Origin of the sequence: Paenarthrobacter sp. YAF11_1 (assembly GCF_052113445.1) — a bacterium.
Lineage (GTDB): Bacteria > Actinomycetota > Actinomycetes > Actinomycetales > Micrococcaceae > Arthrobacter.
This window is the reverse complement of sequence record NZ_JBFRDF010000011.1, coordinates 69988-89216: the sequence shown is the minus strand read 5'-3', so window position 1 is coordinate 89216 and position 19229 is coordinate 69988. Positions and strand designations below refer to the sequence as shown.

General features: G+C 63.1%; 12 protein-coding genes and 1 riboswitch. Of the genes, 10 read left to right on the top strand and 2 right to left on the bottom strand.

Features of this window, described 5'->3' with window-relative positions; all coding sequences use genetic code 11:
* Positions 1-15: 15 nt before the first annotated feature.
* Positions 16-135: riboswitch (SAM riboswitch) on the bottom strand.
* 203 nt (positions 136-338) lie between these two features.
* The gene (locus tag AB4Y77_RS16870) at positions 339-1874 is read right to left on the bottom strand and encodes a sodium:solute symporter (RefSeq protein WP_311211800.1); all 1536 of its coding nucleotides are present in this window, start codon (positions 1872-1874) and stop codon (positions 339-341) included.
* Positions 1875-2140: 266 nt separating this feature from the next.
* Between AB4Y77_RS16870 and AB4Y77_RS16865 the strand changes: the two genes are divergently transcribed.
* Positions 2141-2716: a helix-turn-helix domain-containing protein gene (locus AB4Y77_RS16865; protein ID WP_024819844.1), complete on the top strand. Its 576-nt coding sequence runs from the start codon at positions 2141-2143 to the stop codon at positions 2714-2716.
* Between the two features lie 88 nt (positions 2717-2804).
* Here the strand turns inward: AB4Y77_RS16865 and AB4Y77_RS16860 are convergent, their stop codons facing one another.
* The gene (locus AB4Y77_RS16860) at positions 2805-4778 is read right to left on the bottom strand and encodes an amino acid transporter (protein WP_442014715.1); all 1974 of its coding nucleotides are present in this window, start codon (positions 4776-4778) and stop codon (positions 2805-2807) included.
* Between the two features lie 221 nt (positions 4779-4999).
* Here AB4Y77_RS16860 and speB point away from each other — a divergent pair, with 221 nt between their 5' ends.
* From speB to AB4Y77_RS16815, 9 genes are all read left to right on the top strand, one after another.
* Complete coding sequence (speB, locus tag AB4Y77_RS16855; protein ID WP_311211802.1) at positions 5000-6061, top strand: agmatinase; 1062 nt, start codon at positions 5000-5002, stop codon at positions 6059-6061.
* Complete coding sequence (locus tag AB4Y77_RS16850; protein ID WP_442014714.1) at positions 6058-7758, top strand: thiamine pyrophosphate-binding protein; 1701 nt, start codon at positions 6058-6060, stop codon at positions 7756-7758. Before speB ends, AB4Y77_RS16850 begins: the two co-directional genes overlap by 4 nt.
* Positions 7759-7969: 211 nt before the next feature.
* A complete protein-coding gene (locus AB4Y77_RS16845; RefSeq protein ID WP_442014713.1) occupies positions 7970-8452 on the top strand; it encodes a MarR family winged helix-turn-helix transcriptional regulator in 483 nt (160 codons plus the stop codon).
* Positions 8453-8460: 8 nt separating this feature from the next.
* Entirely contained in the window at positions 8461-10572 is a 2112-nt protein-coding gene (locus AB4Y77_RS16840) for an MFS transporter (RefSeq protein ID WP_442014712.1), read from the top strand.
* Between the two features lie 303 nt (positions 10573-10875).
* Positions 10876-12609 (top strand): ABC transporter ATP-binding protein, encoded by a 1734-nt coding sequence (locus tag AB4Y77_RS16835; protein WP_311211806.1) that lies wholly within the window; start codon positions 10876-10878, stop codon positions 12607-12609.
* A complete protein-coding gene (locus AB4Y77_RS16830; RefSeq protein WP_311211807.1) occupies positions 12606-14684 on the top strand; it encodes an ABC transporter ATP-binding protein in 2079 nt (692 codons plus the stop codon). The genes AB4Y77_RS16835 and AB4Y77_RS16830 overlap by 4 nt, the downstream gene beginning before the upstream one ends.
* A 74-nt stretch (positions 14685-14758) precedes the next feature.
* Complete coding sequence (locus tag AB4Y77_RS16825; protein ID WP_442014711.1) at positions 14759-15175, top strand: acyl-CoA thioesterase; 417 nt, start codon at positions 14759-14761, stop codon at positions 15173-15175.
* Between the two features lie 80 nt (positions 15176-15255).
* A complete protein-coding gene (locus AB4Y77_RS16820) occupies positions 15256-16020 on the top strand; it encodes a copper homeostasis protein CutC (RefSeq protein WP_442014710.1) in 765 nt (254 codons plus the stop codon).
* 143 nt (positions 16021-16163) lie between these two features.
* Entirely contained in the window at positions 16164-19229 is a 3066-nt protein-coding gene (locus AB4Y77_RS16815) for a glycoside hydrolase domain-containing protein (protein WP_442014709.1), read from the top strand.

The following is a 19229-nucleotide window of genomic DNA, read 5'->3' as shown; positions in this document are numbered from 1 at the left end:
GGACTGCTCCTTGGGGGAGTGCTCTTGCCCGCTCGGTTGTCTCTGGTCCGGGACGGGCCGCTTCCTCATCCGAACCACCCGTGAACATGGGGTTGGTGTGTGGCCAGTCGGAGCTTGGCACCACATCTCTTGAAGCTGGGACCACCCTACCCCACAGCACCCCAACCCCCTCCCGTTGTGAGGCCTGCTCTGCGTGCTTTGGCGGGGCTTTAGGGCGCAAAGCGGGCCACGCAACGCCCAGTTCCCGGAGGCAAAACAACGGCGGGCATAAAACAAGGGCGGCGCCGCCCCGGAAAGGGGAGGCGCCGCCGTCGAACGTTGCTCTGTTGCTTGTTGCGTTACTTGTGGCTGCTGACCGGGTGGGCCTCAGGCGGGAGTTCCTCAGAGACGGCACCTGCAACGCGCTTGTCCCAGGCCGCGCGGACGGCGGGATCCGTTGGCGGGGTGAGCAGTGAAATCACGACGTAGGCGATGAACGAGGCAGCGAGGCCGAAGTAGATCGGTTCGTTGGCGTAGACGCCGTCCGCACTCGGAATGACACCCACGGCGAAGAGGATCAGCAGCGTCAGAGTCAACACCGATCCCACTGCCATGGACCACGCAGCGGCGATGCCCGTGCCGCGCTTCCACACCAAGCCGCCCAGAATTGCGACCAGGAGGCCGCCTACCAGGATGTCGTAAGCGATGGTGAGGGCTACCACCACGTCCTGTGCTGCCATGGAAATCAGAACTGCTACGATGCCGAGTCCAAGAACCCAGTAGCGGTTTGCCTTGACGTCGTGCTCGGGGTTTTCGCTGTCATCGGTGTTGATGGTCTTTCCGAACCAGCTGGCCACGAACGGGACAACGTCCGCACGTGCCACCGTTGCTGCGGCAATCAGGGCGCCGGAAGCGGTGGACATCATGGCTGCGACAGCCGCGGCCATGACCAGGCCGCCGATGCCGACGGGCAGGATGTGGGTGGCTACCTCTGCGTAGACAACGTCCTTGCCGAGGTTGGCGACATCGATATCCGGCAAGGCCACGCGGGCAGCCAGGCCGATCAGGGCGCCGGCGATGCCGTAGAGAATGCAGTAGACACCGGCCGTGGCGCCACCCCAACGGGCAACCGTGGGGGTCTTGGCGGTGAAGACGCGCTGCCAGATGTCCTGGCCGATCAGCAGGCCCAGCGTGTAGACCACGAAATACGTGATGATGGTCTGGGCGCCGATGCCATCGATCTGGAAGAAGGTGTCGTCGAGGCGCTCACGGATGCCGTCCATGCCGCCGGCAGCGTTCAGGACGAACGGGAGCATGAGGAAGAAGATGCCGACAGTCTTGATGATGAACTGGACCTGGTCGGCCAAGGTGATGGACCACATGCCGCCAATGGTGGAGTACACCAGGACGATCGCGCCGCCAACGGCGATGGCCAGCCAGCGTTCCCAGTCGAAGAGCACCACGAAGATGGTGGCGTAGGCGCCGGTGGACGTAGCGCAGAGCATGAGCGTGTACGCCAGCATGACGATGCCTGAGGTCTGTGTGGCCCTGCTGCCGTAGCGAAGGCTCAGCATCTGGGAGACCGTGTAGATCTTCAGGCGCTGGATGGTGCCGGCGAACAGGAGGCTGAGCAGCAGCACGCCTGATCCGATGGCCACCACCAGCCACATGCCGGAGATGCCGAACTTGTAGCCGAGGCCGACGCCGCCCACGGTGGAAGCGCCACCGAGGACCACAGCGGCCATGGTGCCGGTGTAAAGGAACGGTCCCAGGCGGCGGCCGGCCACCAGGAAGTCGCTGTTGTTCTTGGTGCGGGACTTGCCCCACCAGCCGAATGCCAGCATGGCGAGCAGGTACACCACCACGATTGCGATGTTAATAGCCGAAGATTCCATGAACGGTCCTTGGAGCTGATGCACGGAGGTTGGGGTTTTCGACGATACTCCTGCGAAGCGTCGAAGTCTCTGTGCTGATGGTTGGAGATTGGGGAGGTGTTGTGTGCCTCACAGACAACACTTGTTGCCTATGAGGATATGTTGTGATCGGAGTAACAGTCAAGGTGCTTTGGTCATGGTTCCGCGGATTCTGGTCGTGTTGGCCTGTCTCCCGGCTACTATTGCTCCAATGACAGGGCCACATGACAGGCCTGAAAGGTTCGTGAATGAAGGCTCTCCCCGTTGAACCGAGCAATGTTCCCGTTGCCATCGGTTCCAGAATCCGCGCAGCCCGGCAGGCGCAGCGCCTCACCATCGAGCAAGTGGCTGATGCTACCGGCTTGACCAAGGGCTTCCTCAGCCGTGTGGAGCGTGACCTGACATCGCCGTCGGTCGCTTCTCTGGTCACCCTGTGCCAGGTCCTGTCGGTGTCCGTAGGCGACTTGTTCGCCGCCCCGGAAACGCACCTGACCAAACGCGACGACGGTCCGCGCATCTCCTTGGGTGGCCAGGGCATTGTGGAGCGTTTGCTGACGGCCCGCTCAGAGCGTCGACTCCAGATTTTGCAGGCCACTATAGAGCCGCGGGGCCGTGGGGAGAACGAGCTCTACGCCGTAGACTGCGACGTCGATGTCCTGCACGTGGTCAAGGGCAGGATCAAGCTCATCCTGACCAATGAAGAGTACGACCTTGAAGAAGGGGACACACTCTCCTTCCCCGGCCGCGAACCGCACACCTGGATCAACCCCACGGACGAAACCGTCGAAGTGCTCTGGGTGCTGGTGCCGGCGGCAAGCCGCTAGATTTTCTCCCCGCGAGATGGCAGTTAATGCCCATGTTTGCGGCAAACATGGGCATTAACTGTAGTTTCGGCGGCGGGGGAGCAGGTGGTCAGCCCACGTGCACCCACGGCCGGCGGGTGATGTCCGGCTCGGCCTCCCTCAGCACTTCACGGGTTACCGGCGCGATCTCGCCTTCGCCGAAGAACAGGAACTTGCTGAGGTTGGAGATCGGGTTGCCCTCGGTCCAGCGGAAGTAGATGTGGGGCATGAATCCAGTGACGTCGCGGATGTGGAGGAGGACTGCCGCCACGGTGTTGGGGACATTGTTGCTGTGCACTTCCAGGATCTTGAAACCGTGCCGGATCTTGCCCACAACCTGGAGTTCCTGTTCGAAGTCCGAGCTGTCGTCCACGATGACCTCGATGAAGACGGCGTCGCAGTCGACGGGCAGGTGGCTGGCCTGTTGCGCGTGCTGCAGTTTCTCGCGGTACCTGCTGGCGCTGAGGTGTTTGGGTTCATGCGCGATGATCCGGACGGGTCCCTCGGAAGCGTTGGCGGTGAACTCCAGTGCTTTCTCGTCCATTTTGATGTGGGTTGCCCGGAGTTCGAAGGCACGCCGCATGCGGGATATGAAGCTGACCACCATGATGCCCAGGATGAAGAGTGCTGCGATCTTCAGGCCGTCAGGACGCTCGATCGAGTTGACCACTGTGGTGTAGACGAAGACGAGGGAGATGATCCCGAAGCCGATGAACTGGCCGCGTTGCTTCTTTCGCCGTGCGGACAAGGTGACTGCGATGGAAGCGGAAGTGATGAGGACCAGCACGCCTGTGGCATAGGCGCCGCCCTGGGCATTGACGTCAGCCTTGAAAATGATGGTGACGATGAAGGCGATCACAGTGAACACCAGGACCAGCGGGCGCAGTGCCCGGGCCCAGGCTGGAGCCATGCCGTAGCGGGGCAGGTATCGCGGAACGAGGTTCAGAAGCCCGGCCATGGCGGACGCGCCGGCGAACCAGAGGATGGCGATGGTGCTGACGTCGTAAACAGTACCGAAGCCGTCGCCGAGGAACTTGTGCGCCAGGTAGGCGAGTGCGCGGCCTTCGGCTTTGCCGCCGTCCTGGAATTCGGCGGCGGGGATCAGCATGACGGTGGTGAAGCTGGACGTGATGAGGAATGAGCTCATGATGATGGCCGCAGTGGTCAGCAGTTTGTGGGCGCCCTTGATCCGGCCGGCCGGGTTGGCTTCGGTGTCTGTGGCGTGTCCCTTGATCTGGGGCATGACGGCCACGCCGGTTTCAAATCCGGAGAGTCCCAGCGCCAGGCGGGGGAAGACCAGGAGGGCCAAGGCAACCATCATGATCGGATCGCCGTGGGAGGTGGTGAGTGCGGTCCACCAGTCGGTTATGACTCCGGCTTCGGTGAAGAGATGGGTCATGGATACGGCGATGACCACGAGGTTCAGTGCCAGGAACGCTGCCACCAGCACTACTGCCACGTTGATGGCTTCCTTGAATCCGCGAAGGAAGACCACGCCCAGCCCGGCGATCAAAGCCAGTGTGATGACAACTTGCTGGCCTTCCAGGAAGTGCGGCGCGAAGGGGTTCTCGATCAGGTGGGCTGTGGCGTCGGCAGCTGAGAGCGTGATGGTGATCATGAAGTCCGTGGCCGCGAACCCCAGGAGGGCCAGGACGAAGAGCTTGCCGCCCCAGCGGGGGAGGAGCCGCTCCAGCATGGCGATGGAGCCTTCGCCCCGAGGGCTCTCGCGGGCCACGCGCCGGTAGACGGGCAGTGCGCCGGCCAGGGTTGCCAGCACCAGGAGCAGGGTGGCCAAAGGGGACAGCAAGCCCGCTGCCAGGGCCGCGATGGCGGGCTGGTAGCCGAGCGTGGAGAAGTAGTCCAGGCCGGTGAGGCACATGACCTTCCACCAGGCTTGCGGCTTGTGAGAGTCCGACGGGCGGCCGTGGGGGCCTTGCCTCTTGCCTGAGGTGTCCGGCATTCCTTCCAGCAGCCAGGGCTTGAGCTTGAAGGAGTTCTTTGGCCGGTTGGCCGGATCGGCCGGAGGCCTCGACAAGGTGGTCACTGTGTCCTTTCGTGCAGCACGATGCTGCTTCCGCAAGGAGCGTATGGCCGCGTTCGACGCCGGGACCCCGGTTTTTATGGAATCTTTACGCCCACTGTGACCGGCATCTCAGGACGCACGCCTTCAAATCTGACTTGTAAACAGGTGATGCATATTAGGAAACTTTGAGTGTATGATGGGTGTCACAGTCATCCCAGCTATCCACTAAGGAGTGGCGCATTTTGGAAGAGCTCCGTATTGAGGCCAACGGCAACCTTGGTCCCATCGATTCGTCCCGCATCCCGCGCTATGCCGGTGCCGCCACCTATGCCCGCCTGCCCCGCCTGGACCAGGTGGCCAAGGCTGATGTCACTGTTGTAGGCGTCCCCTTCGACTCCGGCGTTTCCTATCGCCCCGGCGCGCGCTTCGGCGCCAACCACGTACGTGAGGCCAGCCGTCTGCTGCGCCCGTACAACCCCGCCTGGGACGTGAGCCCGTTCGAGAACATCCAGGTTGCCGACGCCGGCGACATGGCTGTGAACCCGTTCAACATCAACGAGGCCATCGAAACCATCCAGCAGAATGCCATGGACCTCACGGCCAACGGCAGCAAGCTGGTCACTCTGGGCGGCGACCACACCATTGCCCTGCCCCTCCTCCGCGCAGCAGCGGAGCGCGCCGGTGAGCCGATCGCCATGCTTCACTTCGACGCGCACCTGGACACCTGGGATACCTACTTCGGCGCCGAATACACGCACGGCACCCCGTTCCGCCGTGCCGTCGAGGAAGGCATCCTGGATACCGAAGCCATCAGCCACGTGGGTACCCGCGGCCCGCTGTACGGAAAGAAAGACCTCGACGACGACCACCGCTTCGGCTTCGGAATCGTCACCTCCGCAGATGTCTACTACCAGGGCGTCCTGGAAACGGTCGCCAAGATCCGTGACCGCATCGGCAACCGTCCGCTGTACATCTCCGTGGACATCGACGTCCTGGACCCGGCCCATGCCCCGGGTACCGGCACTCCCGAGGCCGGTGGCATCAGCAGCCGCGAACTCCTGGAGATCATCCGTGGCTTCCGCGGCATGAACCTCGTCGGCGCGGACATCGTTGAAGTTGCCCCGGCCTACGACCACGCAGAAATCACCGGCGTTGCAGGCAGCCACGTAGCTTACGAGCTCGTGACCCTCATGGCCGACAACGCAGTGGAAGGTGACCGCCTCGGCGCTCCGAACGGCTACGCGCAGCAGGCCCTCGGCGCTCGAATCGCAGAGCTCGCCAAGGCAACGGGGGATCAGCGATGATCGACTTCGACCCCGGCACAGCAGCTCCTACGAAGGGCACCAACCAGCGCAACGGTGGGGACCTCGTCGTGGAGACCCTTGAAGCACTGGGTGCGAAGACGGTCTTCGGTATCCCTGGGCAGCACGCGTTGGGTCTCTTCGATGCCATGGGCCGCGGTAACCTGCACTTTGTTTCCTCCCGCGTGGAGAACAACTCGGCGTTCGCAGCTGACGGTTATTCCCGCGCAACCGGAGAGGTGGGTGTGTTGTTCCTGTCCACCGGTCCCGGCGCGCTGACGTCCCTGGCCGGGTTGCAGGAGGCGTACGCCACGGGTGTGCCTATGGTGGTTGTGGCCAGCCAGATCCCGCTCGATGGCCTGGGCGCACGCCGCAAGGGCATGCTGCACCAGCTCGATGACCAGAAGGCTTCGGCGGCAAACGTCACCAAGAGCCAGCGACTGATCCAGCATGCTTCCGGCATCCCATCGGCCATCCAGGACGCCTGGACCGAAGCGATTTCCTCGCCACAGGGCCCGGTCTGGATCGAAATCCCGCAGAATGTCCTGCTGGATCCCATCATGGTTCCCCCGGTGGAGGACGCCCTCGCCGAGGCATTCGACAACCCGCCGCGCGTCGAACTGATCCGCGAGGCCGTGAAATGGCTCTCGACGGCGGAACGTCCGGCGATCATCGCAGGCGGCGGTACGCGCCGTGGCCGGGCCGAGAAGTCGCTGCTCTCGATTGCCGAGCAGCTGCGCGCCCCGGTGATCTGCACCCCCGGCGGCAACGGTGCGTTCCCGTGGACCCACGAACTGTCACTGCAGTCGTGGATCGAGGACCGGTACATGACCGACGTCCTGGAAGACGCCGACGTCCTGATCGTCATTGGTTCCTCCTTGGGCGAAGTGACCTCGAACTACTTCACGTTCGAACCCCGCGGCCGCATCATCCAGATCGACGCCGAACCCCGCGTCCTGGAATCCAACCGGCCCGGCCTGGGCATCCGCGCCGACGCCGGCCAGGCCCTCGCAGCACTTGACGAAGCCCTCGCAGCAGCCGGTGCCGCGGACGCAACCAAGCGTGATTGGCACGGCACCAGCCCCGAGAACGTGGTCAAGGAATCCTTGGCCAAGGTCACGGCACGCCTGGAATCACAGGACCTGGCCAAGGAACTGAAGTTCATGGCCGACATCCGCGAGGCTGTCCCCGCCGACATGCAGACGTTCTGGGATATGACCATCTCCGCCTACTGGGGCTGGAGCTGCTGGGACGCCCGTCAGGGCCAGTTCCACTCCGCCCAGGGCGCCGGCGGCCTCGGCTACGGCTTCCCTGCGGCAATCGGCGGGGCTGTGGGACTGGAAACCACGGGCAAGCCAAGCCGTGTGCTGGCTGTCTCCGGTGACGGTTCCTCCATGTACTCCATCTCCGAACTTGCCACTGCCAAGCAGCACAACGTCCCGGTGACCTGGCTGATCGTGGACGACGGCGGCTACGGCATCCTGCGCGAATACATGGTGGGCGCCTTCGGCCAAGCCACCGCAACCGAGCTTGCCCGCCCGGACTTCGTCAAGCTTGCCGAGTCCTTCGGCGTCCCGGCCCGCCGGGTCGCCCCGGAGGAAGTGGGGGACGCGCTCAAGGCGTCCTTCCAAGCGGACGGACCCAACGTCGTCGTGGTCGAAACGCTGCTGAAGATGTTCGGCCCCACCCATTTGGATTAAACAGACGCGACTAAAAGCCCCAAAACAGCCAGCCCCCGCACGGAACATCGTGCGGGGGCTGGCTGCGTTGTGAGGCCTGCTCTGCGCCCCAAACCGGGGAAATAGGGCGTGGAGCGGGCCCCGCAACACGAACCGAAGCCATCTTTAGTTTCCCAAAGCAATCAATCTGAGTTATAGTTGCTTTAGGCAAACAAAAAGAGGGGTGTTTTCCATGTCCGTCGGTTCTGCCACAGCGACCGATCTTGTGCATCAAATATTCGATCTCCAGCGCACGCTGCGCTGCGTGGTGACCGCCCACATGGCCCGCGTTCCCGACGTCGGAATGGCCGTCCAGGGAGTCATGCGGTTCATTGGCGAGGGGGAGACGCGGGCTACCCAACTGGCCACCCGCCTGGGCGTCAGCGCCCCGGTCCTGAGCAGGCACATCACCGAGCTGGAAGACCTTGGCTTTGTGGTGCGGCGACCGGATCCTGCGGACGGCAGGGCCCAACTCCTCGCCCTGACAGAGAGCGGCGCGGCCAAGCTGCGCGAATTTGAAGAACAACGCAGCGTGAGACTGCGGGATTACCTGGCGGATTGGAGCGAGGCAGACGCCCTCGAGGCCTCCCAGGTGATCAACAAACTCACGGAGTCCCTCAAGGACTCAATCCGGGCAACGGCGGCCGGCTCCATCACAACACACCAGACAGCTTAGGAGCCACCATGGCCACACCAGCAGTTCAGAACACCAAGGCGGTGGACGCCTCAGCGAGCCCCGCGGCCAGCAAGGCCGCCGCGCCCATGACCCACCGGCAGATCATGGAAGCCCTGACCGGGCTCTTGGCAGCCTTCTTCACGGCGATCCTCAGCAGCACGATTGTTGCCAACGCCCTGCCCACCATCATGTCCGAGCTCAAGGGCACCCAAACCGACTTCGCCTGGGTCATCACGGCCGCTCTACTCGCGAACGCGGCCACCACGCCCATCTGGGGCAAGCTCGCGGACCTCTTCGACAAGAAGCTCCTGGTCCAGCTGAGCATCATTATCTTCGTGGCCGGCTCGGTGATGGCAGGCCTGTCCGAAACCATCCCGCTGCTGCTGACCGCACGCGTCATCCAAGGTGTGGCGATGGGTGGCCTCACCGCCTTGGCGCAGGCCATCATCGGTTCCATGATCCCGCCGCGTGATCGCGGCAAGTACTCCGGCTACATGGGCGCAGTCATGGCTGTGGGCACTGCCGGTGGCCCGCTGCTGGGCGGCTTCATCGTGGACAGCCCGCTCGGCTGGCGCTGGACGTTCTTCGTCTGCGTGCCGCTGGCCGTCGTCGCGCTCATCCTGCTTCAGGTGACCCTGAAGATCCAGCACATCAAGCGCCCCGCCAAGATCGACTGGCTCGGTTCCATCCTGCTGACCTCCGGCGTGAGCCTGCTCCTGATCTGGGTTTCCTTCGCCGGCAACCCGGACTACTACGACTGGTTCTCCTGGCAGTCAGCCCTCATGGTGGGTGGCGGCGTAGCGTTGCTGGCCGTGCTGGTGTTCGTGGAAACCAAGGTTGAACAGCCGATCATCCCGCTGAAGATCATCTCCGAGCGCACCACGGCGTTGGCAATCGTTGCTTCGGTTGCCGTCGGCATCGCCATGTTCGGTTCCTCCACGTTCCTGGGTCAGTACTTCCAAGTTGCCCGCGGCGCCACGCCCACCGAGGCCGGCCTGCTGACGCTGCCGATGATCGCCGGCAACCTGATTGGGTCCGTCGCGTCCGGCATCCTGATCAGCCGCTTCGGTAAGTGGAAGAGGTTCCTGATCGCCGGCTCCGTCCTGCTGATCGGCGGCCTGGCGTTTGCTGGAACCATGGACCACACCACGGAACTGTGGATCGTAGCCATCTACACGGGCGTCTTCGGCCTGGGCCTTGGCATGCTGATGCAGAACCTGGTCCTCGCCGTGCAGAACACGGTCCAGGCAAAGGACATCGGAACGGCCAGTGCTTCCGTGGCGTTCTTCCGCTCGGTTGGTGGCGCGATCGGTGTCTCCGTCCTGGGTGCCATCATGTCCACCCACGTGAAGGACCTGGCCGTTGAAGGCATGGCCGCCGCTGGTATTCCTGTCCAGGGCGGCGCGTCCGGGGCCAGCATGGACCTCGCTGATATGCCAGCCCCCGTCGCCGAAATCATGAGGGCTGCCTATGGTGACGCGACCGCACAGATCTTCCTGATCTCCGCGATCATCAGCGTCGTGGCACTCCTGGCGGTGCTCTTCATCAAGGAACGGCCGCTGCGCCGGACCGTGGATGCGGCTCCGGAGAAGGAACTGATTGCCACGGCCTCCTCGGACGCTGGGATGTCCCTGGACACGGCATCGATGGACGCGCTGAAGGCGGACGATTTGAGGGCGGACGGACTGAAAGCGGACGACGACGGCGCTGGCACCTTGGGTGCCGGGCGTCAGGTTCCGGTGGGCGAACGTCAGGTTCCGCGCACCGAACGCCCTACCTCCGGCCCGGACTCCGGTTCCGACCTGGATCTGGAGTTCGCCAGGATCCTCACGCAGGAACGCCCGCACGCGGCAAGTGACGTGAGGGAAGTGCAGGAGCAGTTGTCCCGCACCCAGTACGTCCTGGCCGAACAGCAGTTGCAACTCAGCCGCGCCAACGTGGAACTGCAGGCAAGGCTGCGGGAGCAGCAGGCCATCGCAGAGCAGCAGGCCCACACTGCCGAGGACCTCGCAGCGATCCGGAAAGAACTCAAGCGCGAACGCAGGCAGCAGGAGCGTATGGCGTTGCTGCTCCTCCAAGGCGTGGAAGCACGTCCGGACCACGGCAAGCACGCAGGCTGACTCCGCTACGGATCCCGCCTCTGTCCGAAACTCCTGACGTACTACGGGGAGCATGGCCAACAAGGGCGGGATTGAAAAGCGCCGGCTGGGATTCCAGCCGGCGCTTAGCCGTCCCCGGGGCTCTGGCGTCCGTTGCTGCTTCGGAGTACCCGCGACACGGCGGATACTCCGCTGGGATGATCTTTTCCGTAAGTTGTTTCGCCGGGGCAACGGATTTCGTAGAGTAGGGAGGCTAATACTGTCAGCCCCGGCTGCGACACTTCTCTTATCTCATTCACGCACTCTTTCTAAGGACCCGTGGGCATGCTTGTCACCCTTATACGGCGCTACTCCAAGCCGTATTTGCCGCAGATTGTGGCCGTGCTGATTTTTCAGTTGGCATCCACCATCGCCACGCTCTATCTCCCCAGCCTCAACGCCAAAATCATTGATGAGGGAGTTTCCCGCGGCGACACCGATTTCATCTGGCAGACGGGTGCGCTCATGCTCGCCGTCGCCCTTGGGCAGGTACTCACTGCCATCGTCGCCGTGTACTTCGGCTCCCGCGTTGCCATGGCGATCGGCCGCGACCTGCGCCGCAGTGTCTTCCGCCAGGTCAGCAGCTTCTCTGCCCAGGATGTCAACAAGTTTGGTGCCCCCACACTGATTACCCGTGGAACCAATGATGTCCAGCAGGTTCAGATGCTGGTGCTCATGGGCCTGAACTTCATGGTGTCCACGCCCATCATGTGCGTTGGCGGCATCATCATGGCGCTCCGCGAGGACCTCAACCTTTCCTGGCTCGTGTGGGTTTCCGTTCCTGTCCTGGTAGCGGTTGTGGGCTACCTCGTGGTCCGGCTCATGCCGCTTTTCCGCTCCATGCAGACCAAGATCGACGCCATCAACGGCGTGCTGCGCGAGCAGATCATCGGCATCCGCGTGGTCCGTGCGTTTGTGCGTGAACCCCACGAAGCCAAGCGCTTCGGCGATGCCAATGAGGATCTCACCGCAGTCTCCGTGAAAATCGGCAACCTGTTTGTCCTGATGTTCCCGGCCATCGGCATGATCCTCCACCTCTCCACTGCTGCCGTTCTCTGGTTCGGCGGACAGCGCGTGGACTCCGGCGAGATGCAGGTGGGCGCGCTCACGGCATTCCTCCAATACCTGCTGCAGATCCTGATGGCCGTCATGATGGGCACCTTCATGGCCATGATGATTCCCCGCGCTTCGGTTTGTGCAGACCGCATCGGCGAGGTTCTCGACGTCGAGCCTTCCATCCACAACCCCAGCTCGCCGGTGGTTCCCGCTGAGAAGAAGGGACGCGTCGAATTCCGGGACGTCACCTTCAAGTACCCCGGTGCCGAGGCCCCGGTGCTGAGCAACATTTCCTTCACTGCTGAGCCGGGCAAGACCCTCGCCATCATTGGCTCCACGGGTGCGGGCAAGACCACCTTGGTTTCGCTGCTGCCGCGACTCTACGATGTCGCTTCCGGAGATGTATTGCTCGACGGCGTCCCCGTCACCGACATGGATGCCTCGGAAATCACCAGCCGGGTATCGGCCGTTCCGCAGAAGCCGTATCTGTTCTCCGGAACCATCGAGCACAACCTGCGCTTCGGCAAACCGGATGCCACTGACGAGGAACTGTGGGAAGCGCTGGAAACGGCGCAGGCCAAGGGCTTCGTGGAGGAAAAGTCTTCGGGCCTGAACCGGCGCATCGCCCAGGGCGGAACCAACGTCTCCGGTGGACAACGCCAGAGGCTGTCCATTGCCCGTGCCTTGGTGACGAAACCCAACGTCTACCTGTTCGATGATTCATTCTCGGCCTTGGACGTCGCTACGGACGCCCGGCTCCGAAAGGCCCTGAAGGCCAAAACCCGGGACGCGACAGTCATCATTGTGGCCCAACGCGTTTCCACCATCGCGGATGCGGACGAGATCCTAGTGTTGGATAACGGCAGGATCGTTGACCGCGGAACGCACGACGAACTGCTGGAGACGTCACCCACGTACCAGGAAATCGTTGAATCCCAGCTGAGCGTGGAGGAAGTGGCATGAGCGAGCAGAACCAGCAGAAGAAGCGTGGTTGGGCTGCCAAGTCTCAAGCCGCAAAGGATGCCCAGGCAACAGCCGAGGCTGAGATAGCAACCGAAGCCCTTGACGACGACGACTTTGTCGAAGAGGAATACGTCCCATCAGAGGCTGATGGCGGCATGTTCGGCGACGTCCCGGCAAAGAAGGCCAAGGAGTTCTGGCCGTCCGCCAAGCGACTCATGGGCCTGCTGAAGCCAGAGGCCGTTGGCGTGTACATCGTGATCGGGCTCGTTATCGTCTCGGTGGTCCTCAACGTGATCGCCCCCAAGGTCCTGGGTAACGCCATGGACGTCATCTTTGGTGGCGTCATGGGCAAGCAGATCCCCGAGGGCGTCTCCCAAGAGCAGTTCGTGGAACTCATGCGTCAGCAGGGCCAGGGCAACTTTGCGGACATGGTCTCCAAGATGGAGCTCACCAACGGGATCGACTTCCCCAAGCTGACGTTCCTGATTTCGATCGTGCTCCTCATGTACTTTGTGGCCAACATCTTCCTGTGGGCCCAGGGTTGGTTGCTCAACAGGATCGTCATGCGGGTCATCAAGAAGCTCCGCAACGACGTCCAGGCCAAGCTCAACCGGCTTCCGTTGAACTACTTCGACACCCGCCAGCGCGGCGACATCCTGTCCCGCGTGACCAACGACGTCGACAACGTCCAGCAAGGCCTCCAGCAGGCGTTCTCCCAGTTGGTCAGCTCAGTGCTTACGGTCCTTGGCATCACGGTCATGATGTTCATCGTGTCCTGGGAGTTGGCGCTGATCGCGTTGATCGCCCTGCCGTTGTCCGGCATCGTGGCGGGTGTTATTGGTGCCCGCAGCCAGAAGCTCTTCGCCGCACAGTGGAAGAACACCGGCGCCTTGAACGGCCAGATCGAAGAATCGTTCTCAGGCCACGACCTCGTCAAGGTCTTCGGTCGCGATGCCGACATGCTGGAGCGTTTCGACGAGAAGAACGAGGAACTCTACAAGGCCTCCTTCGGTGCGCAGTTCGTGTCCGGCGTCATCTTCCCGGCCATGAACTTTGTGTCCTACCTGTCCTACGTCGGCATCGCCGTGGTGGGTGGCCTCCGGGTTGCGTCGGGCTCCATGAGCCTGGGCGACGCCACGGCGTTCATCCAGTACTCGCGTGAGTTCACCCAGCCGCTGGGCCAGATCGCCGGTATGGCGAACATGCTCCAGTCCGGCGTGGCCTCTGCCGAGCGCGTCTTCGAGTTCCTTGATGCTGATGAAGAAGTCGAAGAGAACGGCACCCGTCACCTGCCTTCCAAGACCGACGGTCACGTTGAGTTCGAGCACGTCTCGTTCAGCTATGTGGAGGACAAGCCGCTCATTGAGGACCTGTCGTTCGCGGCCGAACCTGGCCACACCGTTGCGATTGTAGGACCCACTGGTGCCGGCAAGACCACCTTGGTGAACCTCGTGATGCGCTTCTACGAGCTCAACGCCGGCCGGATCACCTTGGATGGCGTGGACATCAAGGACCTCACCCGTTCCGAGCTTCGGTCCAAGGTGGGCATGGTGTTGCAGGATGCCTGGCTCTTCGGCGGAACCATCTACGACAACATCAAGTACGGCAACCTGGACGCTACAGAGGAGCAGATCATGGAGGCGGCCAAGGCCACCTACGTGGACCGCTTCGTCCGTGCACTGCCTGACGGCTACCAGACGATCATTGACGAAGAAGGAAACAACGTCAGTGCCGGTGAGAAGCAGCTGATCACCATCGCGCGGGCCTTCGTCTCCGACCCCTCGTTGCTGATCCTGGACGAAGCTACCAGCTCCGTGGATACCCGCACCGAACTTCTGCTGCAGAAGGCCATGGCCGCCCTCCGCACGGACCGGACGAGCTTCGTGATCGCCCACCGCCTCTCCACTATCCGGGACGCAGACACCATTTTGGTGATGGAGAACGGCAAGATCGTGGAACAGGGCAACCACACCCAACTGCTCGCCCTCCAAGGCGCGTACTACCGGTTGTACATGTCCCAGTTCGCCGGTGAGGAAGAGACCGCTGTGGATGATTCGACGGCGGTGCACAGCTGAGTACCGATTCACTGAAGACCGGGCAACCCGCCCGGGATTCCGTTGCACCCCAGCGCATTGAGGTCCTTGTACCCATGCGCTGGGGTGACATGGACGCTTACGGACATATCAACAACGTGCAGATCGTTCGTATGTTGGAGGAGGCCCGCATCGCAGCCTTCGGGGCTCCCCGCGGCGCTGGCCTTCCCGGCGTGGACCCTCCGGCTGCCCTGTTCAGCGACGTTGAAGAGGGCATCATGACCCTCGTGGTGGAGCACAAGGTGCGGTATGTCCGGACCTTGGAGTACCGCAACATTCCTGCTGTTGTGGAGATCTGGGTGGGTGCCGTCAAAGGCGCCAGCTTCGATCTTCACTACGTCATCAAGGACCCTGTTACGCGGGAGGATTGTGTCAAAGCCACCACGCATTTGGCGTTCGTCGCCGAGGACACCGGCCGGGTCCTCAGGCTCACCCCCGGGCAGAAGGAAAAGCTCGGGCGCTACCAAGCCTGACGAGTTTTTGTACAGGTGATGCCCTTAAGGAGCCTTCTTAGGGGCATTACCTGTACAAAAACTCCGCGTAGAGTTTCAGCATGAAACTTGAAATTGCCGTGGTCAGCGCGGCCGGTGCGGGTACCGCTGCCGCTGAGGGAGCCCACCGCGTGGAGCTGTGCAGCAGCCTGGAGCTGGGTGGTATCACGCCCAGCCAGGGACTCATGGAAGCCAGCATGGAGCACGTTGACGGCCGTCTGGAGATCCATCCGCTGATTCGCTCCAGGCCCGGCGACTTCCGGTACTCAGCCTCGGACGTGGACACGATGGTCCACGAGATCCGCCACCTTCTGGCGCAGGGCGCCCACGGGGTGGTGGTGGGAGCGCTGACTCCGTCCGGAGACGTGGACGTTCACGCGATCCAGCGTCTGGTGGAGGCCACCAGGGCGACCAACCCCGCAGCCCAGTTGACCTTTCACCGGGCCATCGATCAGTCCAAGGAACCGTTGGCCGCGCTGGAGCAGCTTCTGGAGCTGGGCTTCACCAGGATCCTGACCTCCGGACACGAAGCCACCGCTGGCGAGGGTCTAAAGACCTTGGCTGCCATGGCGGAACGTTCCGGGGATGCCTTGGAAATCATGGCCGGCGGGGGACTGACCCTTGAGGACATTCCGGCGATGCACGCTGCGGGCTTGTCCGCCGTTCACTTGTCGGCCAAGAAAACCGTGTCCACGCTGGGGGACGGCGCCATCTCCCTTGGCGCGCAGGATGGCGCAGATCCCACCGCCTACACCGTCACCGATCGTGAAATGGTGCGTGCAGCAAAGGCGATGGTGAACGCGCTCAACCTGGCCGCCGCAAAATAGCCCGGGCGTCCACTGTCTTGGGGCAGAAATCCCAGTAAGTACGCATCGCAATAACCCTTTACGGCCCCGATGAAGGCCGGGATGATGTAAGGATTCACCAACTCGGTGACAAGCCCCGGATGCTACCTTCAGGAGTCCCAGCGATGCCGCTGCCCACGCCGGTTTCACCGGCCGTCATGTCCCCGCCCACCATCACCCCCTATATCAAGACAACAGGCCACCCGGAGGTGGAATGTGGCGTTGGAAACTGGGACAAGCTGCTCTACGGAAACCACCGATTCGTCGTGGAAGTCGTGGAAGCAGCGGAAGCGGTGGGCCACGCCCACAGAGTGGTCCTCCCGTGGCGTCGGCAGGACCAGGACCCGGGAGCGGTGGACGTCATCGTCGTCTCGGAAAAGAACGGTTCCAGGGTCCGGAACGTGATCCTGGAAACGGCCACCCGGGAGTCCGGAAGCATCGTTTTCGAAGCAACCGACGGCCCGGGGATCTACTTCGTCTACTACTTGCCCTACGCCATGCTGGGGAAACCCCACTATCCCCAAGCGGAGTACCTCCCGCATCGTCCATCAGCAGAGCCCGGGTGGGCCGCCGGCGTCGTGCCTTCACCGTGGTGGCAGGCGGCGGAGGCCGAACGTCCGGACAATGAACTACCACTGGCAACCGTCCTCCGCTATGAAGCCGCCAGCGAGCGCGACTCGTTCGCTCCGATGAACTTCACGGCCCGTGCGGACGAGGTGGAGGGGCTCAACACCAGGTACACGGGCGAGGCTTTCCTGCTCTTCCCCGAGGACCGGCTGAATCCCGTCTCCATGCAACGGGATCTGCCGCCGCATTGGGTCATCAACGGACCGCAGCGGAGCTTCCATGCGAGTGCAGAACCGGGGGAGGACTACGTGGTCCAGGTGGGCCTCTACGCCCTGGAGGATCTGCACGGCGTGAGAGTCGACGTGATCTCGCCGGCCGGCGGACATTGCCTTAACACTGATGGAGTAGACCGTTTCGGGAAGCCGTGGCGCACCAGCCTGGCTGTTCCGGCCGGGCGGGTGCAGGCGCTGTATGTGATTCTGCCGGTCCCTCCGGAAAAAGCGGGAACCTCTCTGGAAGCGTTGCTCAGGGTCACTGCCATTGGCCAGGCTGCACAAGAGGTTGAGGTCAGGCTGGACGTGGCCGCCGAAAGCGACGCGGACCCGGCGATTGCCGCGGGCAGCTTCGGCGATCCCCGTTTCCTGCGCCGCTTGGCGTGGCTGGATTCTCCGGTGGCCCAGGACGCGGAGCTCGTCAGCCCCTTCACGGCCATCACCGTGGACCAGTCCAGCAGGACGTTGGGGATTCTGGGCAGGTCCCTGCGGTTGGCGGAGTCGGGACTCCCTGCGCAGGTGACGTCTACCTTCACCGCCGCCGTGACCGCGACGGATGGTCCCGCCGTCGAGCTCTTCAGCGGCCCGATGCGTCTGGACATCGACGATATTCACTGGAGCTGTTCGCCGCTTACTTTCACGGTGGAAGGGCCGGCCCGGATCTCGTGGCGGTCCACGTGGAAGGGTCTGAAGGACACCAAGGCCATGCTGGCTCTGGAGTTGAACGGCGTGCTCGACGCCGACGGAACGGTAACGTACTCGCTGCAGCTCAGTTCCGGGGAAACTGTGGACGTGAACGACGTCGGTCTGCAGCTTGAGTTCCATGAGGCTGCGGTTCCGCTGGCGATGGGTATGGGAGTTCCCGGTGGACGGCGTCCGCAGTCCTTGGACTGGACATGGGACGTAGCGGCGAAGAACCAGGACGCGCTGTGGCTTGGGAGCGTCAACGTGGGGATGCAGGTTGCCCTGCGGGATGGCAGCTACGAGCGTCCCCTGAATACCAACTTCTACAGGGAAAAGCCGTTGGTGGAACCGGTGTCCTGGGCCAATCGCCGGGAGGCCGACGGCGTAAGCGGAGTCCGCGGCGGGGTCACCCTCCGGACCAGCGAGGGCAGAGTGACACTGAATGCCTTCAGCGGCGCCCGGACGCTCGCGGCGAACGAGCCGCTGGACTTCAACTTCCGTCTCCTCCTGACACCGTTCAAACCACTCCAACCCGGCCGGCACTTGGCCAAACGCTACTTCCACCAGCCAGCGGACCCAGCAGACATTTCAGCGGCCGGAGCCACGGTGGTCAACATCCACCACGCCACGGCACCGGCGCCCTATATCAACGACCCCCTGCTGAGCGGCGACTCATTGAGGAAGTACATCGGCGAATGCCACCGGCACGGACTGACAGCCAAGGTGTACAACACGGTCCGCGAGCTCACGTTCCACAGCCCGGAGTTACTGCCGCTGCTGCAGCTGGACCACGAGATCTTCAGCGACGGCCCGGGCAAGGGACACATCTGGCTCCAGGAGCATGCCGGGAACGGCTACGTGTCCGCCTGGTTCGCTCCCAACGTGGAGGACATCGCAGTGGTGACCACGGGAGAGTCCCGGTGGGAGAACTTCTACGTTCGCAGCTTGCAGGAGCTGGCCAGCGGCGAGGATGGGATCGACGGCATCTATCTTGACGACATTGCCTATGACCGCCACGCGATGCTTCGTGTCCGCAAGGTCCTGGAGAGGGCCTGCCAAGCCAGGGGCGTCGAGGGTCCGGAGATAGACCTTCACTCGGCCAACCAATTCACGGCGCACGACGGGTACGCGTCCTCGGCCAATCTGTACATGGAGCAGCTGCCCTATGTGGACAGGCTCTGGCTTGGGGAGTATTTCGACTACGACACCACCGATCCCGAGTATTGGTTGGTGGAACTGTCCGGCATTCCGTTCGGGCTCATGGGCGAAATGCTGGAAGGCGGCGGCAATCCGTGGCGGGGAATGGTGTTCGGCATGACCGGCCGGGCACCCGCCGTCGACAACCGGCCGCTCTGGGAATTCTGGGCCGAAACCGGGCTGGAGCACGCCCCCATGCAGGGGTTCTGGGAACCGCAGTCGCCCGTGCGGTCCAGCCATCCGGACGTCCTGGCCACCATGTGGCTCACAGAACGCGGAATGGTGGTGGCGCTGGCTTCCTGGGCCGAGCACACTGAGCACGTGAGGTTGATATTCGACGACGCCGCTGCCGCCACCAGCCACATGAACGCCCCGGCAATCCCCGGTTTCCAAACCGCCGCGAGCTACGCTCCCGGCGATCCCATCACCCTTGATCCGCAGCGCGGCCTCCTCCTCACGATCGGATACTGA

Bases quoted from the DNA above. Each gene is read 5' to 3' on its own strand.
- AB4Y77_RS16870 (WP_311211800.1), bottom strand. From the start codon at position 1,874: ATGGAATCTTCGGCTATTAACATCGCAATCGTGGTGGTGTACCTGCTC.
- AB4Y77_RS16865 (WP_024819844.1), top strand. From the start codon at position 2,141: ATGAAGGCTCTCCCCGTTGAACCGAGCAATGTTCCCGTTGCCATCGGT.
- AB4Y77_RS16850 (WP_442014714.1), top strand. From the start codon at position 6,058: ATGATCGACTTCGACCCCGGCACAGCAGCTCCTACGAAGGGCACCAAC.
- AB4Y77_RS16845 (WP_442014713.1), top strand. From the start codon at position 7,970: ATGTCCGTCGGTTCTGCCACAGCGACCGATCTTGTGCATCAAATATTC.
- AB4Y77_RS16840 (WP_442014712.1), top strand. From the start codon at position 8,461: ATGGCCACACCAGCAGTTCAGAACACCAAGGCGGTGGACGCCTCAGCG.
- AB4Y77_RS16835 (WP_311211806.1), top strand. From the start codon at position 10,876: ATGCTTGTCACCCTTATACGGCGCTACTCCAAGCCGTATTTGCCGCAG.
- AB4Y77_RS16830 (WP_311211807.1), top strand. From the start codon at position 12,606: ATGAGCGAGCAGAACCAGCAGAAGAAGCGTGGTTGGGCTGCCAAGTCT.
- AB4Y77_RS16825 (WP_442014711.1), top strand. From the start codon at position 14,759: ATGCGCTGGGGTGACATGGACGCTTACGGACATATCAACAACGTGCAG.
- AB4Y77_RS16820 (WP_442014710.1), top strand. From the start codon at position 15,256: ATGAAACTTGAAATTGCCGTGGTCAGCGCGGCCGGTGCGGGTACCGCT.
- AB4Y77_RS16815 (WP_442014709.1), top strand. From the start codon at position 16,164: ATGCCGCTGCCCACGCCGGTTTCACCGGCCGTCATGTCCCCGCCCACC.